This is a genomic window from Luteimonas gilva (assembly GCF_005239095.1).
GTDB classification, from domain to species: domain Bacteria; phylum Pseudomonadota; class Gammaproteobacteria; order Xanthomonadales; family Xanthomonadaceae; genus Luteimonas_C; species Luteimonas_C gilva.
In genome coordinates this window covers 111,565-125,616 of record NZ_SZUA01000003.1, presented here as the reverse complement: position 1 = coordinate 125,616, position 14,052 = coordinate 111,565, and the positions used below count along the sequence as shown (strand labels likewise).

Below are 14,052 nucleotides of genomic sequence, written 5' to 3'. Positions count from 1 at the left end.
TATCCCCCTGTCAGCGCACGCCGGTATGGCCGAAACCGCCTTCGCCGCGCGCGCTGCTAGCGAAACCTTCCACCACTTGCAGCGCCACGCGCACGACCGGCAGCACGACCAACTGTGCGATGCGATCCCCCGGCTGCATCGTAAAAGCCTCGCGACCGCGGTTCCAGAGGCTGATCAGCAGCGGGCCCTGATAGTCGGCGTCGATCAGGCCGGTGCCGTTGCCGAGCACGATGCCGTGGCGATGGCCCAGCCCGGAACGCGGCAGCACCACCGCGCACAAAGCCGGATCGGCCAGATGGATCGCCAATCCGCTCGGCACCAGCGCGGCGTCGCCCGGAGCGAGCGTCAGCGGCGCATCGATCGCGGCGCGCAGATCCAGGCCCGCGCTGGCCTCGGTGGCGTAGGCCGGCAGCGGCCATTCGTCGCCGAAGCGCGGATCCAGCAATTTAACTTCCAGCGGCTGGCTCATAGTCGCTCCGCGATCAGGTCGAGCAATTGGTCGGCCAGACGCGTCTTCGGCGCCGGGCCGAGTTCGCGCGCAGCGTCGGCCGAATACACGGTCAGCGCGTTGTCGTCGCTTTCGAAGCCGCTGCCGGCCAAGCCGACGCGGTTGGCCGCGATCAGATCGAGGTTCTTCTTGCGCAGCTTGTCGCGCGCATGGCCTTCCACGTTTTCGGTTTCGGCCGCGAAGCCGACCACGCAGCGCGGCCGCGATTTCGACGCGGCCACTTCGGCCAGCGTGTCCGGCGTGCGCACCAATTCCAGCGTCAGCGTGTCGGCGGATTTCTTGATCTTGTTGTCGGCGACCGTGCGCGGCGCGTAGTCGGCGACCGCAGCGGCGCCGATGTAGGCGTCGGCCGGCAGCGCAGCCAGCACCGCGTCGCGCAGTTGCGCGGCCGAGCGCACGTCCACGCGATGCACGCCCGCCGGCGTGGGCAGATGCACCGGCCCGGCCACCAGCGTCACCTCAGCCCCGCGCCGCGCCGCCGCGGCGGCGATGGCGAAACCCATCTTGCCGCTGCTGCGGTTGCCGACGTAGCGGACCGGATCCAGATCTTCGTAAGTGGGGCCGGCGCTGACCACGATGCGGCGGCCGAGCAAATCGCCCGCGCCGCCTTGCGCCTGGATCAGGGCAGCGACGATGTCGTCCGGCTCGCTCAACCGGCCCGGTCCGGATTCGCCTTCGGCCAGCGGCCCGTCGGCCGGACCGATCACTTGCGCGCCGCGTTCGCGCAGCAACGCGATGTTGGCTTGCGTGGCCGGATGCAGCCACATGCGATGGTTCATCGCCGGCGCTAGCGTCAGCGGCGCGGTCGTAGCCAGGCACAGCGTGGTGACCAGATCGCCGGCGAAGCCGTGCGCCAGCTTGGCGAGCGTGTCGGCCGTCGCCGGCGCGACGATCACCCGGTCCGCCCAGCGCGCCAATTCGATATGACCCATCGCCGCCTCGGCGGCCGGGTCCCACAGCGAAGTGCGCACCGGTTGCCCCGACACGGCCTGGAAGCTGGCGGTGCCGACGAAATGCTGGGCGTGCTCGGTCATCGCCACGCGCACTTCCGCCCCGGCGTCGCGCAAACGGCGCACCAGCTCGACCGTCTTGTAGGCGGCGATGCCGCCGCAGACGCACAGCAGCAGGCGTTGTCCGGACAGCGATCCCACGCGCGGAAGATTCCTACGTCAAAACAGACCGCTAGCTTACCCGATGGCCCGGCGAGGCCCGATCCGGCGGCTTAACCGCTTCCGTTAATTTGATCGAAGCGCGTGCGGCCATCGCCGGTTTGTGCGCTGCGTCCCAGGAATCGCCCCATCCATGCACATCCGCGAATGGCCCGCCGCCGAGAGACCCCGCGAAAAACTGCTCGCGCACGGCGCACAGGCCTTGTCCGACGCAGAATTGCTGGCGATCTTCCTCGGCTCCGGGCTGCGCGGCCGCGACGCGGTGGGCACGGCCCGCGAACTGTTGGCCGTGCACGGCCCGCTGCGCGCTCTATTGGATCGACCCGCCGAGGCCTTGGCCCGCCTGCCCGGACTGGGACCGGCGCGGGCTTGCGCGCTGGCGGCGGCGCTGGAATTGGGCAATCGGCACCTGGCCGGCGCGTTGGAGCGCGGCGATGCGCTCGGCGATCCCGCCGCCGCCGGCCGTTACTTCGCGCAACGTTTGCGCCATCAGCGCCAGGAAGTGTTCGCCGCGCTGTTCCTGGATACCCGCCATCGCGCGATCGCATTCGAAGAAATGTTCCGCGGTACTTTGGACGGCGCTGAAGTGCATCCGCGCGAAGTCGTGCGCCGCGCGCTGGCGCACAACGCCGCGGCTTTGATCGTCGGCCACAATCATCCCAGCGGCCACCCCGAACCCAGCGCCGCGGATCGCGCGCTCACCGCGTGCCTGAAACAGGCCTTGGCGTTGGTGGACGTGCGCCTGCTCGATCATTTCCTGATCGCCGACGGCCCGCCGGTGTCGTTGGCGGCGCGCGGATGGGTGTGAGGCGTTTGCTCCTCACTTCTCCCATCGGGGTGAAGGCGTGCTGCTTGCGAGCCATGGCTCGCGCGCGCATGAACGCCTTTGCGCATTGCGCAAGGGCGCGGAGCGAGGTGGCGCGCAGCGCCGGATGAGGGTTCGGTGGAACGAAACTGGATCAGATTGCGGCTCGATCCGTCAACCGACGGTCGCATGCGTTGCTCCAACTACATCACTCCGCCGAACCCTCACCCCAGCCCCTCGCTCCGCGCCCCGGCCCGCGCCAGCGGCGCGGGCGTTCAACCGCACGCGCGCCAATGGCGCGCAAGCCGTGCGGTTTCACCCCGGTGGGAGAGGGGCTCCGCGCGATTACTTCTTGATTTCCTGCTTATGCGCCTTCAACGCATCCGCCAGGCCGGGCACGCCGTCCGCGCCTTCGGACACGACGATGCTGGAGCCTTCGAAATCCTTGCCGATCGGTTCGGCGCGCCCGCCCAGACACCGGCTGAGGAAACCTTCGGCGACGGCGTTGAAGGCCTTGCCGTTCTCCGGCCGCGCGAAGCCGTGGCCTTCGTCGGGGAACAGCACATAAGTCACCGGGATCTTCTTGGCCTTCATCGCCTGCACGATCTGATCGCTCTCGGCCTGCTTCACCCGCGGATCGTTCGCGCCCTGGCCGATCAGCAGCGGCTTGCCGATCTTGTCGACACGAGTCAGCGGCGAACGCTCGGCCAGCAGCTTCTTGCCGTCCTCGGTGCGCGGATCGCCGACGCGTTTGGCGAACTGCTCGAAGAACGAAGCCCAGTACGGCGGGATGGTGCTGAGCAACGTGTTGAGGTTGGACGGGCCGACGATGTCCACGCCGCACTTGAACGCGTCCGGCGTGAACGTCAGGCCGACCAGGGTCGCGTAGCCGCCGTAGCTACCGCCCATGATCGCGACCTGGTCCTTCGTGGTGACGCCCTGCTTCACCGCCCAGTCGACCGCATCGATCAGGTCGTCGTGCATCTTGCCGGCCCATTCGCCGTCGCCCGCGCCGATGAAGTTTTTGCCGAAACCCGCCGAGCCGCGGTAGTTCACCGACAGCACCGCATAGCCGCGGTTGGCCAACCACTGCGGATAGCCGGCATAACCGTATTGATCGCGTCCCCACGGTCCGCCGTGCACCAGCAGCACCAACGGCGCCGGCTTGTCGGCCTTGCCGTCGCCGTTCGCATCGGCGACCTTGGGCAAGGTGAGATAGCTGACCAGGGTGAGGCCGTCGCGGGCCTTGATCTCCTGCGGCCACATCGGCACCAGCGGCTTGCCGTCCAGCGCCGGACGCACCGAGAACAGCTTCACCGGCTCGCCGCCGCGCGGATAGCGGTAGAACACGGTCGGCGCTTCGGCCGCGGAGTAGCCGACGATCCAGGTCTTGTCGTCCAGGGTCCGCGAATAGACCGTGGTCTCGCCCGGGCCCAGCGACTGCAATTTCTTCAGATCCGCGGCGATGGCCGGATCGACCGGCTTCCATTCCTCTTTCAGATAATCGATCGCCACCGCCTGCACCGCATCGGTTTGCGGATCCTTCAGCATCCCGCCGACATCGGCGCGCGGGTCTTCGACGACGAGCTTTTTCTCGCCGCTGGCGGTATCCACGGCGAACAACGCGGCGGTGTCGCGGCCGCGCGAGTCGACGTAGTACAAAGTCTTGCCGTCGGCGGTGTAACCGTCGGGAAAGGTGGTCAACGAATCCTCGAACGGAATATCGTCGATCTTCTTCCAGCCGCCTTTGCCGTCCGGCGCCAGCACGTTCTGACCGCCGTCGGGGCGCTGTTCGAACGCCATGCGCACTTTGTAATCGGCATCGGCCATATAGCCGGCGAAGGATTGCGTGTTCTTCTCCACCAGCGTGCGCCGGCCGCTGGCCAGGTCGACCCGGTACAGATCGTGCCATTTCGGATCGCGATCGTTCATGCCGACCAGGATCGATTCCGGATGCAGATGGCTGACCGCGCTGACCTGGGCGCGCGTCTTCGCGAACGGGCTGAGGTCGCGCTTTTCGCCGGAGACGACGTCGACGCTGTAGAGGTGGAAGTCCTCGTCGCCGCCGGTGTCGCGCAAATACAGCAGCGTGCCGGGCCGGTAGCTCCAGAAGTATTGGCGGATGCCGCGCGCCTTGTCGTCGGTGACCGCCTTGGCTTGCGACGGATCGTCGGCCAGCGCGACCCAGACGTTGACCACGCCGTCCAGCGGCGCGATCCAGCTCAGGTATTTGCCGTCCGGGCTGATCTGCACCGCAGCGCGTTCCGGATTGCCGAACAAAGCCTCGCGCGGAATCAGTTCGACCGGCGCCGACGGCGCTTGCGCCGCGGGTTGGCCGGGACTGCTTTCCTGGGTTTTCGGACTATCGCAAGCCGATAGCGCCAGTGCCAATCCGACGGTGAGCGCAAGACGTTGCATAGGCTTCTCCAGTGGTCGAACGAGGTCGAGGGCTGCGGACGATCCCGAAGTAGATGCGCCGCGGCGGGCCGAGGTCGCAGGGTACGGGATCGGTCGCCGAAAACATGGCGCAATGCGGCAATTCCGCCGGCTATTTGCCGCCGATCAGCCGCTCGCCGACGCCGGCGAAGCGCAGCCCGACCTGGGCCACGCGGTCCTCGCGCAGGCTGCGCACCACCAGCACCGCGCGGCCCAGGGTCACGCTATCCCCGATTTGCGCCTGCTCGTCGAAACGCTCGTCGAACAACTGCGCGGCGGTGCTCTTGGCGAAGCGCGCAGGAATCGCCAAGCCGTAAAAACTGGCGAGTTCGCCCAGCGGCACGTCGCCGGGCAGGATGAAGCTGCCGAACGTTTCGGTCTCGGCTTGGCGCGCGTCGGCGGGTTCGGCGAACAACCAATCCATCTTCGGCGCGCGCCCGCTCGGCGCCAGGAAATAAGCGTAGTCGCCGGCCCGCAATTCGGCCGCCTCTTCCGGCAGCAGTAGCCGGCCTTCGCGCGCGACCATCGCCAGGCGCACGCGCCCGGGCAGCGCGGCGCCGTGCAGGATCGCGCTGGCGGAAGCGATGCGGTAGCCGACCAAGTCGTAGTCCAACTGTCCCGGCAGATCCAATTGGATGCGGCGCGTGTTCGGATCCGGGCGCGGCACCGCCACGCCGAAAGCGTGCGCCGCGCGCGCCAAAGTCCAGCCCTGCACGATCAGCGACGCCAGCACCACCACGAACGCCACGTTGAAATACAACGATGCGTTCGGCAGCCCCGCCAGCAACGGGATTGATGCGAGGAAGATGCCGACCGCGCCGCGCAATCCCACCCAGGAAATGAATCCGATCTCCGCCCAGCGATAGCGGAACGGCAACAAACACGCGGCCACCGCCAGCGGCCGCGCCGCGAACATCAGGAACGCGGCCACGCCCAGCGCCGGCCACAGCACGCCGAGCAGCTTGTTTGGCGCGGCCAGCAGCCCGAGCAGCAGGAACATCGCCAATTGCGCGAACCAAGTGGCCGCGTCCTGCACCGACATCACCGCCTGGCGCGCGCGCAGCGGCCGGTTCGCCAAGACGATGCCGGCGAGATAGACGGCCAGATAGCCGCTGCCGCCGATCAAGTTGGTCAATGCGAACAAGGTCACCGCACCCGCCAGCGCCAACCACGGATGCAGGCCCGACGGCAGGTCGTAACGGTTCAGCACGGCGACCAGCGCGCGGCCGCCGAAATAGCCGACCGCCAAGCCCGCGGCCATCGCCCAGACCATGCTCAGCGCGATCGTCCAGACGCCGCCTTCGTGATCGCCGGAGACCCACAGCGTCAGGCCGATGGTCAGGAACACCGCGACCGGATCGTTCGCGCCGGATTCGACTTCCAAGGTCGCGCCGGTGCGCCGTTCCAGATGCAAACCGCCGGCGCGGATCAGGAAAAACACCGCGGCCGCGTCGGTCGAAGCCAGGATCGTGCCCAGCAGCATCGCCTCCAGCGGCGGCAAGCCGAGCAATTTCGATGCCGCCAACGCGGTCAACGCCGCGGTCGCGACCACGCCGACGGTGGCCAGCAGCAGCGCCGGCTTCACGCTGCCCTGCACGTGCGCGGCACGGGTGCGCAGGCCGCCGTCGAACAGGATGATCGCCAACGCCAGCGAACCGACCAGGAAAGTGAAGCGCGTGTCCGAATAGCGGATCCCGCCCGGCCCGTCGACACCCAGCAACAGGCCCAGCAGCAGGAACACCAACAGCAGCGGCGCGCCGAAGCGGCGCGCGAGCAACGACGAAGCGATCCCGGCCAGGATCAGCAACGCGCCGCCGAGCAATCGCAGATCGATGGCGTGCAGGCTTTCCAGGAAGAGCCCTCCGCGGCGGGGTGACCCCATCCTAACAAGACGGAAACCGCGCATCGCCGGGTATTCCGTCGGCCCGGATTCGGCCCGTAGGCGATACTGACGCCATGAACCGCGACCTCACTCCTGCCCTACGCGACGAACTAGAAGCCGGCTTGGCGGCCTTGTCGCTGGATGCCGCGCTCGCCGATCCGCTGCTGGCCTATTTGTCTTTGCTCGATCGCTGGAACCGCACCTACAACCTCACCGCGATCCGCGATCCGCGCGAGATGGTGGCCAAGCACCTGCTCGATTCGCTGGCGATGCAGCCGTACGCGAGCGGAGTCGCCACGCTGGCAGACCTGGGCACCGGCCCGGGATTGCCCGGCATCCCGCTGGCGATCGCGCTGCCCGCTTTGCACGTGACCTTGGTCGAATCGAACGGCAAGAAGGCGCGTTTCCTGCGCGAAGCGGTGCGTTCGCTGAAGCTGGGCAATGCGCGCGTGGCCGAAGCCCGCGCCGAGGCGGTGGACGAACCCGGCGCTTATGAAGCGATCACCGCGCGGGCGCTGGCCACCTTGCCGGACATCCTGGCGGTGGGCGGGCATCTGCTGGCGCCCGGCGGACGGCTGCTGGCGATGAAGGGCGCGCGGCCGGACGAGGAGATCGCGGCCTTGCCCGCGGGATGGCGCCTGGAGGCCATTCATCCGCTCGCCGTGCCCGGATTGGCGGCGGAGCGGCATTTGGTGGTGGTAAAGCGCGACCGTAGCCCGGGTTGAGCGAAGCGATACCCGGGGCTTTCGGCTACGGTGGATGGCGTCCCGGGTATCGCCTGCGGCTCAACCCCGGCTACGGGCACTCCAGCGGCGAAAGCCGTCGTACCGTCTTCCGCAACGCGCGGCGGCGCGTTGAGACCGCATCGCAAGCCAATATTCACCCGGCGCGGCATAATCCCCGGTCCGGCCCGCGGCAACGCGGGCATCCCAGCGCACCGAGGCAAACGGACCCCATGGCCCGCATCATCGCCATCGCCAACCAGAAGGGCGGCGTCGGCAAGACCACCACCGCCGTCAACCTCGCCGCCGCCTTGGCCCGCACCCCCAAGCGCGTGCTGCTGGTCGATCTGGACGCGCAGGGCAACGCCACCATGGGCAGCGGCATCGACAAGCGCGAGCTGTCGGCGTCCAGCTGCGACGTGCTGCTCGAGGAAATGCACGCGAGCGACGCGATCGTGCGCACGCCCGAAGATTTCGACCTGCTGCCCGGCAACACCGACCTCACCGCGGCCGAAATCGAACTGATGGACGAAGAAGGCCGCGAACAGCGGCTCAAGCGCGCGCTGGATCCGCTGCGCGAGAAATACGATTTCATCATCGTCGATTGCCCACCGGCCTTGTCGCTGCTCACCTTGAACGCGCTGACCGCGGCGGACTCGGTGCTGGTGCCGATGCAGTGCGAGTACTACGCGCTGGAAGGCCTGACCGCGCTGCTGCAGACCATCGACGCGCTCAAGGCCAAGCTCAACCCGGCCCTGGAGATCGAAGGCGTGCTGCGCACCATGTTCGACGTGCGCAACAACCTCGCCAACGCGGTTTCGGCGGAATTGACCCAACATTTCGGCGACAAGGTGTTCCGCACCATCGTGCCGCGCAACGTGCGCCTGGCCGAGGCGCCCAGCCACGGCCAAAGCATCGTCGGCTACGACCGGGCTTCGCGCGGCTCCATCGCCTATCTCGGACTGGCCGGCGAAGTGCTGCGCCGCCAGCACGAGCGCAACAAGCACAACACGGAGAAAGCGGCATGAACGCCAGCAAGCCCCAACCGGCCAAGAAGCGCGGCCTCGGCCGCGGCCTCGAAGCCTTGCTCGGTTCCAAGGCCGCCGCCGAAGCGCCGGTGCTGGAGGCCACGCCGTCCGACACGCTGCGCACTTTGCCGGTGGACGCGCTGTCGCCGGGCAAGTACCAGCCGCGCCGCAATATGGACGCGGACAAGCTGACCGAATTGGCCGAATCGATCCGTGCGCAAGGCGTGATCCAGCCGATCGTGGTCCGCGACTTGGGCGGCAAGCGCTACGAAATCATCGCTGGCGAACGCCGCTGGCGCGCATCGCAACAAGCGGGTTTGACCGAAATCCCGGTGGTCGTGCGCGAAGTCGACGACCGCACCGTGGTGGCGATGGCGCTGATCGAAAACATCCAGCGCGAAGACCTCAACCCGCTGGAAGAAGCGCAGGCGCTGCATCGGTTGATCGAAGAATTCGATTTGACCCACGCCCAGGCCGCCGAAGCCGTGGGCCGTTCGCGCGCCGCGGTGTCGAATCTGCTGCGCCTGCTGGAACTGCCGCCGGCGATCCGCGCGCTGCTGGAATCGCGCCGGTTGGAGATGGGCCACGCGCGCGCGCTGCTGACGCTGTCGCCGGAATTGGCCAGCCGGCTCGCTTCCGACGCGGCCGAACACGGCTGGTCGGTGCGCGAAGTCGAACACCGCGCCCAGCAATACGCCGCCGGCTCGGTGCCGCAGGCCGCGGGCAAGAAGAAACCCGGCGCCAAGCCGCGCGCCAGCGCCGACATCGCCTCGCTGGAAAACGAATTGTCGGAAAGCCTGGGCACCAAGGTCAGCATCGCCCACGGCCGCGCGGGCAAGGGCCGGCTGGTGATCCACTACACCGATCTGGACACGCTGGACGGCGTGCTGGAGCGCTTGCGCGGAAAAGCCTGAGGGCACACGCATGGCATCGGGCAACGGTTCGGACGACGGCAAGCTGGTGAGCCTCAGCGGGCAACCGATTTATCACTACGACGAATCGCCGCCAGGACTCGAGGCGATCCAGGGCGAGATGTGCCTGGAAGAAATTTCCGCGCATATCCAAGCTCATCTCGGGCCGATCGAATCCGTCTTCCACGAAATCGTCTCCGACCTCGTCCACATCGACGTGCATTGGGTGCCGCCCAACGAAGCGAACCCGTTCCATCGTTTGGTCACCTCGGGCATGAGCGACCTGCCCATGCATGTTCCGGCGGAATTGGACGGGCTGAAGCATCTGGAGCTCATGGTCACGCTGCCGCCGGACTGGCGCGTCGAACAGGAAGCGTTCCAGGACGAAGCCTGGTATTGGCCGGTGCGCCTGCTCAAGACGCTGGCTCGCTTTCCGCACAAATACCGCACCTGGCTGGGGTGGGGGCATTCGATGCCCAACGGCGACCCGGCCGAACCCTACGCCGCCAATACCGGCCTTTGCGGGGCCATCCTGTTGCCTGCCGTCACCGCGCCGGAAGAATTCGCCGCGCTCGACATCGATTCGGAGAAGCGGATCCACTTCCTTGCCGTCGTTCCGCTCTACCGCGAGGAGATGGAGTTGAAGCTGCGCAAAGGCAGCGACGCGCTATTGGAGAAGTTCGGCGCGCACGATATCTCCGACGCGATAGATCCCGCCCGCAAGAACGTGGCCAAAAAGCGTTTTGGATTGTTCTGACGGGCCGAGCGGCGGAGCCGTCTGCGATGAACGATTCGCTCAGGTTGCGTCGGGCAAAATCAGGACTTTGAATTCCCGCCTTCGCGGGAACGGCGGCTAAGAAACCCATGACCATTCTCGTCACCGGCGCGGCCGGATTCATCGGCGCCTACGTCTGCCGCGAATTGCGGCGCCGCGGCGAAGCCTTCGTCGGCCTGGACAATTTCAACGATTACTACGATCCGCGGCTGAAGCGCGATCGCGGCGCCGCGTTGTGCGCGGACGCCGACATCCGCGCGCTGGACTTGACCGACCGCGACGGCCTGGCCGCCTTGTTCGACGAAACAGCGCCGGACCGGGTGATCCATCTGGCCGCGCAAGCCGGCGTGCGCTATTCGCTGCAGAATCCGCACGCCTACGTCGACAGCAACCTGGTCGGCTTCGTCAATCTGCTCGAACTGTGCCGGCATCGCGGCGTCGCACATTTGGCTTACGCCAGTTCGTCGTCGGTGTACGGCGATTCGGCCAAGCCGCCGTTCTCCGAAGACCAGCGCATCGATCGGCCGCGCTCGCTGTACGCCGCGACCAAGGCCGCGAACGAATTGATGGCGCACACCTACGCGCACCTGTACGGCCTGCGCGCGACGGGGCTGCGCTTCTTCACCGTGTACGGACCCTGGGGCCGGCCGGACATGGCGCCGCTGCTGTTCTCGCGGGCGGTGCTGTCCGGACGCCCGATCGACGTGTTCAACCACGGCAAGATGCGGCGCGACTTCACCTTCATCGACGACATCGTCGCCGGCGTGCTCGGCGCGCTGGACCATCCCCCGCAGGACGATCCGCCGCACCGCGTCTTCAACCTCGGCAACCACACGCCGGTGGAACTGGAGCGCTTCATCGCGGTGATCGAAGAGGCGGCCGGCAAGAAAGCGGAAAAGGTCTACAAACCGATGCAGCCGGGCGACATGGTCGAGACGATGGCCGATACCGCCCGGGCCCAGGCCGCGTTCGGCTTCGAGCCCGCCACGTCCATCGAAACCGGCCTGCCGCAGGTGGTGGCCTGGTGCCGGGACTACTTCGGCGATAATGCGTAACGCTTGCTTTTCCTTCTCCCCCCGAGAGAAGGTGCCCGAAGGGCGGATGAGGGTTCGGAGAAGCGACGCAAGTTCAGCCTCCAACGCTTCGCCGAACCCTCACCCCAACCCCTCTCCCCACGGGAGAGGGGCTCAAAAAAACGCGCCGAGTCCCGTTGATGGCTGAATCTCCCGCTCCGCAACTTTCCGTCGTCGTTCCTGTATTCAACGAACAGGACAACGTCGCGCCGTTGGTGAACGAAATCACCGCCGCGCTGCGCGGCGTGGCCGATTTCGAAATCGTCTACGTCGACGACAAATCCCGCGACGCCACACTGGACGTGCTCAAGCGCCTGAAAGCCGAAGTCCCGGAGCTGCGCGTGCTGCGCCACGCGAACCAGAGCGGGCAAAGCACCGCGGTGCGCAGCGGCGTGAGGGCCGCGCGCGGCGCTTGGATCGCCACCCTCGACGGCGACGGCCAGAACGACCCGGCCGACATCCCGAAACTGCTGGCCGCGAGCGCCGCGGCGACGCCGGACACCAAGCTGTTCGCCGGCTGGCGGGTGAACCGGCAGGATTCGGGCAGCAAGCGCTGGGCTTCGAAATGGGCCAACGCGATCCGCGCGCGCATGTTGCGCGACGACACGCCCGACACCGGCTGCGGCATCAAACTGTTCGAACGCGAAGCCTTCCTCGACCTGCCCTACTTCGACCACATGCACCGCTACCTGCCCGCGCTGATGCAGCGCGCCGGTTGGAAGACGGTCAGCGTGCCGGTCAACCATCGCCACCGCGCCAGCGGCGTGTCCAAGTACAACAACCTCAACCGCGCCCTGGTCGGCATCAGCGATCTGCGCGGCGTGGCCTGGCTGATCCGGCGCAGCAAGCGCACGGCCATCGAAGAAATCTCCTGACGGTCCCGCAGGTATCGCCATGACCCCCGATTTCATGAACGCCGCCATCCCCTGGCTGGAATGGACCGGCCTGCACATGTCGCCGTGGAAGCTGATCGGCCTGACCGGCGCGCTGATGTTCGGCGGCCGCTGGGTGGTCCAGTTCGTGGCCTCGCGCAAGCACCGCAAGCCGGTGATCCCGCGCCTGTTCTGGTACATGAGCCTGGTCGGCAGCGTGATGACGCTGAGCTATTTCGTGTTCTCGCAGAAACAGGACTCGGTGGGTGTGATCCAGAACCTGTTCCCCGCCTTCACCGCGGCCTACAGCCTGTATTTGGACATCCGCCATCGCGGCTGGCGGCGGGACAAGGCCTCGCATTGACCGGCTCACCCTCTCCCCTTGCGGGAGAGGGACAGGCGCGAAGCGCCAGGGAGAGGGTCCGGCTCTTGGCGCGAACCTCGCCCGTCCCACAGCCCGGCCCAGCGAACTACCCCTGTGGATAAGTTGCCTGTCCCAGGCCTTCCGGGCATAATGCCCGGCTCGCTGCGTCCGGTCGGCCGATAAGGCCCTCGACCGGGCGGTCCGGAAACGCAATTCCGGCCGCCGCCGGCAGCGGAAAAACCTACCCGAATTGCGTGCGGCCGCCCTCACCGGCATCCGCAGGGGCCGAAGTCTCCCTGGCTAAGGGCGGCAAAAAATCTTTCGAGGTGCGTTATGTCCCGCGTATGCCAAGTCACCGGCAAGGGCGTGCAGACCGGCAACAACGTCTCGCACGCCAACAACAAGACCCGCCGCCGCTTCCTGCCGAACCTGCACGAGCGCCGTTTCTGGGTCGCCAGCGAAAACCGCTGGGTCAAGCTGAAGGTTTCCGCGCAGGCCCTGCGCACCATCGACAAGAACGGGATCGATTCCGTTCTGGCCCAACTCCGCGCCCGCGGCGAAAAGGTCTGAGGAGAACATCATGGCTAGCAAGCGCGACAAGATCCGTCTGATCTCCTCGGCCAACACCGGCCACTTCTACACCACCGACAAGAACAAGAAGAACACGCCGAACAAGATGGAGGTCAAGAAGTACGACCCCGTCGTCCGGAAGCACGTGATCTACAAAGAAGGCAAGATCAAATAAGCCTTCCGGCTTGTCGATCCAACGAAAAACCCGCCTGCCCGGCGGGTTTTTTGTTGCCGGTTTCCTTGTAGAGTCGATCCTGCCAATTCGCGATACGACGGGAGATACGCCATGCGCTCCGCCCTCGTCCTGATCCTGCTCGCCGCGCTCGGCCCGGCGGCGTCCGCGCAACAGGCGCCGGCCGTCGAAGCGTCCGCCGCGCAACGCATGTCGAAGCCCGGACCGGAGCAGCAGCAGCTCGCGCGCCAACTCGGCCAATGGGACGTCGTCGCCAAGCTTTGGCCCGCGCCCGGCGCCGAACCCATCGTCACCCGCGGCCTGATCGCCGAACGGCGCATGATCGGTCCGATCCTGCAGGAGACGATGAAACCGGCGCCGGGCAGCGGCGTTCCGGATTTCGAACGGCTGGACTACCTGGATTTCGACCGCGTCGAAGGCCGCTGGAAATACGTTTCGATGGATACGCGCTTCCCGGTCAGCATCATGCCGGCGAGGAGCTTCGGCGCGGCGTCCGAAGGCACGATCCTGGTTCAATTCGAGCCCCAGGCTTTCGTAGGCTTCGGCAAGGACGTCGAAGGCCGCTTCATGGTCTCCGACATGGCGATCCGGCAGCCCGACGACGACCACGTCGTCAAAGAACAGCACGTGATCATGGCGAACGGCACCGGGCAGCGCTGGCGTTTCGTCCGCTACGAATACGTCCGCAGGCGCTGAAGCGCCCGCATCCGCCGGACGGCCGTACACTCGGCCCAACGCCGCCAA

The 14,052-nt window shown here is 67.0% G+C and carries 15 protein-coding genes; 11 read left to right on the top strand and 4 right to left on the bottom strand.

Annotated elements, in window-relative coordinates; all coding sequences use genetic code 11:
• Window positions 1-10: 10 nt before the first annotated feature.
• Together dut and coaBC are read right to left on the bottom strand one after the other, a co-directional pair.
• The gene (gene dut, locus FCE95_RS14280; protein WP_137267731.1) at window positions 11-469 is read right to left on the bottom strand and encodes a dUTP diphosphatase; all 459 of its coding nucleotides are present in this window, start codon (window positions 467-469) and stop codon (window positions 11-13) included.
• The gene (coaBC, locus tag FCE95_RS14275; RefSeq protein WP_223266908.1) at window positions 466-1,659 is read right to left on the bottom strand and encodes a bifunctional phosphopantothenoylcysteine decarboxylase/phosphopantothenate--cysteine ligase CoaBC; all 1,194 of its coding nucleotides are present in this window, start codon (window positions 1,657-1,659) and stop codon (window positions 466-468) included. Before coaBC ends, dut begins: the two co-directional genes overlap by 4 nt.
• A 151-nt stretch (window positions 1,660-1,810) precedes the next feature.
• Here coaBC and radC point away from each other — a divergent pair, with 151 nt between their 5' ends.
• Window positions 1,811-2,485: a RadC family protein gene (gene radC / locus FCE95_RS14270; protein ID WP_137267730.1), complete on the top strand. Its 675-nt coding sequence runs from the start codon at window positions 1,811-1,813 to the stop codon at window positions 2,483-2,485.
• Window positions 2,486-2,827: 342 nt separating this feature from the next.
• Here the strand turns inward: radC and FCE95_RS14265 are convergent, their stop codons facing one another.
• The gene (locus tag FCE95_RS14265) at window positions 2,828-4,900 is read right to left on the bottom strand and encodes a S9 family peptidase (RefSeq protein WP_137267729.1); all 2,073 of its coding nucleotides are present in this window, start codon (window positions 4,898-4,900) and stop codon (window positions 2,828-2,830) included.
• Between the two features lie 130 nt (window positions 4,901-5,030).
• Window positions 5,031-6,800 (bottom strand): potassium/proton antiporter, encoded by a 1,770-nt coding sequence (locus FCE95_RS14260; protein ID WP_189644783.1) that lies wholly within the window; start codon window positions 6,798-6,800, stop codon window positions 5,031-5,033.
• Window positions 6,801-6,874: 74 nt separating this feature from the next.
• On the opposite strand from FCE95_RS14260, the gene rsmG reads away from it, so the two are divergent.
• The 10 genes from rsmG to FCE95_RS14210 all read left to right on the top strand — a co-directional run bounded on the left by rsmG (window position 6,875) and on the right by FCE95_RS14210 (window position 14,004).
• Window positions 6,875-7,525: a 16S rRNA (guanine(527)-N(7))-methyltransferase RsmG gene (rsmG, locus tag FCE95_RS14255; protein WP_137267727.1), complete on the top strand. Its 651-nt coding sequence runs from the start codon at window positions 6,875-6,877 to the stop codon at window positions 7,523-7,525.
• 230 nt (window positions 7,526-7,755) lie between these two features.
• The gene (locus FCE95_RS14250; RefSeq protein ID WP_137267726.1) at window positions 7,756-8,550 is read left to right on the top strand and encodes a ParA family protein; all 795 of its coding nucleotides are present in this window, start codon (window positions 7,756-7,758) and stop codon (window positions 8,548-8,550) included.
• Window positions 8,547-9,464, top strand: a complete 918-nt coding sequence (locus FCE95_RS14245; protein WP_137267725.1) for a ParB/RepB/Spo0J family partition protein — start codon at window positions 8,547-8,549, stop codon at window positions 9,462-9,464. The genes FCE95_RS14250 and FCE95_RS14245 overlap by 4 nt, the downstream gene beginning before the upstream one ends.
• Window positions 9,465-9,474: 10 nt before the next feature.
• Window positions 9,475-10,218, top strand: coding sequence for a suppressor of fused domain protein (locus tag FCE95_RS14240; RefSeq protein ID WP_137267724.1), 744 nt, complete (start codon window positions 9,475-9,477; stop codon window positions 10,216-10,218).
• 107 nt (window positions 10,219-10,325) lie between these two features.
• The gene (locus FCE95_RS14235) at window positions 10,326-11,291 is read left to right on the top strand and encodes an NAD-dependent epimerase/dehydratase family protein (protein ID WP_137267723.1); all 966 of its coding nucleotides are present in this window, start codon (window positions 10,326-10,328) and stop codon (window positions 11,289-11,291) included.
• A 158-nt stretch (window positions 11,292-11,449) separates the two neighbouring features.
• The gene (locus FCE95_RS14230) at window positions 11,450-12,184 is read left to right on the top strand and encodes a glycosyltransferase family 2 protein (protein WP_137267722.1); all 735 of its coding nucleotides are present in this window, start codon (window positions 11,450-11,452) and stop codon (window positions 12,182-12,184) included.
• Window positions 12,185-12,203: 19 nt separating this feature from the next.
• Entirely contained in the window at window positions 12,204-12,545 is a 342-nt protein-coding gene (locus FCE95_RS14225) for a lipid-A-disaccharide synthase N-terminal domain-containing protein (RefSeq protein WP_137267721.1), read from the top strand.
• Between the two features lie 333 nt (window positions 12,546-12,878).
• The gene (gene rpmB / locus FCE95_RS14220) at window positions 12,879-13,115 is read left to right on the top strand and encodes a 50S ribosomal protein L28 (protein ID WP_137267720.1); all 237 of its coding nucleotides are present in this window, start codon (window positions 12,879-12,881) and stop codon (window positions 13,113-13,115) included.
• Window positions 13,116-13,122: 7 nt separating this feature from the next.
• The gene (gene rpmG, locus FCE95_RS14215) at window positions 13,123-13,290 is read left to right on the top strand and encodes a 50S ribosomal protein L33 (RefSeq protein ID WP_175489134.1); all 168 of its coding nucleotides are present in this window, start codon (window positions 13,123-13,125) and stop codon (window positions 13,288-13,290) included.
• Window positions 13,291-13,401: 111 nt separating this feature from the next.
• Window positions 13,402-14,004: a DUF1579 family protein gene (locus tag FCE95_RS14210; RefSeq protein WP_137267719.1), complete on the top strand. Its 603-nt coding sequence runs from the start codon at window positions 13,402-13,404 to the stop codon at window positions 14,002-14,004.
• The last annotated feature ends 48 nt before the right edge of the window (window positions 14,005-14,052 follow it).

Bases quoted from the DNA above. Each gene is read 5' to 3' on its own strand.
- dut (WP_137267731.1), bottom strand. From the start codon at position 469: ATGAGCCAGCCGCTGGAAGTTAAATTGCTGGATCCGCGCTTCGGCGAC.
- radC (WP_137267730.1), top strand. From the start codon at position 1,811: ATGCACATCCGCGAATGGCCCGCCGCCGAGAGACCCCGCGAAAAACTG.
- FCE95_RS14235 (WP_137267723.1), top strand. From the start codon at position 10,326: ATGACCATTCTCGTCACCGGCGCGGCCGGATTCATCGGCGCCTACGTC.
- FCE95_RS14225 (WP_137267721.1), top strand. From the start codon at position 12,204: ATGACCCCCGATTTCATGAACGCCGCCATCCCCTGGCTGGAATGGACC.
- FCE95_RS14250 (WP_137267726.1), top strand. From the start codon at position 7,756: ATGGCCCGCATCATCGCCATCGCCAACCAGAAGGGCGGCGTCGGCAAG.
- rpmB (WP_137267720.1), top strand. From the start codon at position 12,879: ATGTCCCGCGTATGCCAAGTCACCGGCAAGGGCGTGCAGACCGGCAAC.
- FCE95_RS14230 (WP_137267722.1), top strand. From the start codon at position 11,450: ATGGCTGAATCTCCCGCTCCGCAACTTTCCGTCGTCGTTCCTGTATTC.
- FCE95_RS14265 (WP_137267729.1), bottom strand. From the start codon at position 4,900: ATGCAACGTCTTGCGCTCACCGTCGGATTGGCACTGGCGCTATCGGCT.
- FCE95_RS14240 (WP_137267724.1), top strand. From the start codon at position 9,475: ATGGCATCGGGCAACGGTTCGGACGACGGCAAGCTGGTGAGCCTCAGC.
- rsmG (WP_137267727.1), top strand. From the start codon at position 6,875: ATGAACCGCGACCTCACTCCTGCCCTACGCGACGAACTAGAAGCCGGC.
- FCE95_RS14245 (WP_137267725.1), top strand. From the start codon at position 8,547: ATGAACGCCAGCAAGCCCCAACCGGCCAAGAAGCGCGGCCTCGGCCGC.
- FCE95_RS14210 (WP_137267719.1), top strand. From the start codon at position 13,402: ATGCGCTCCGCCCTCGTCCTGATCCTGCTCGCCGCGCTCGGCCCGGCG.
- FCE95_RS14260 (WP_189644783.1), bottom strand. From the start codon at position 6,800: ATGGGGTCACCCCGCCGCGGAGGGCTCTTCCTGGAAAGCCTGCACGCC.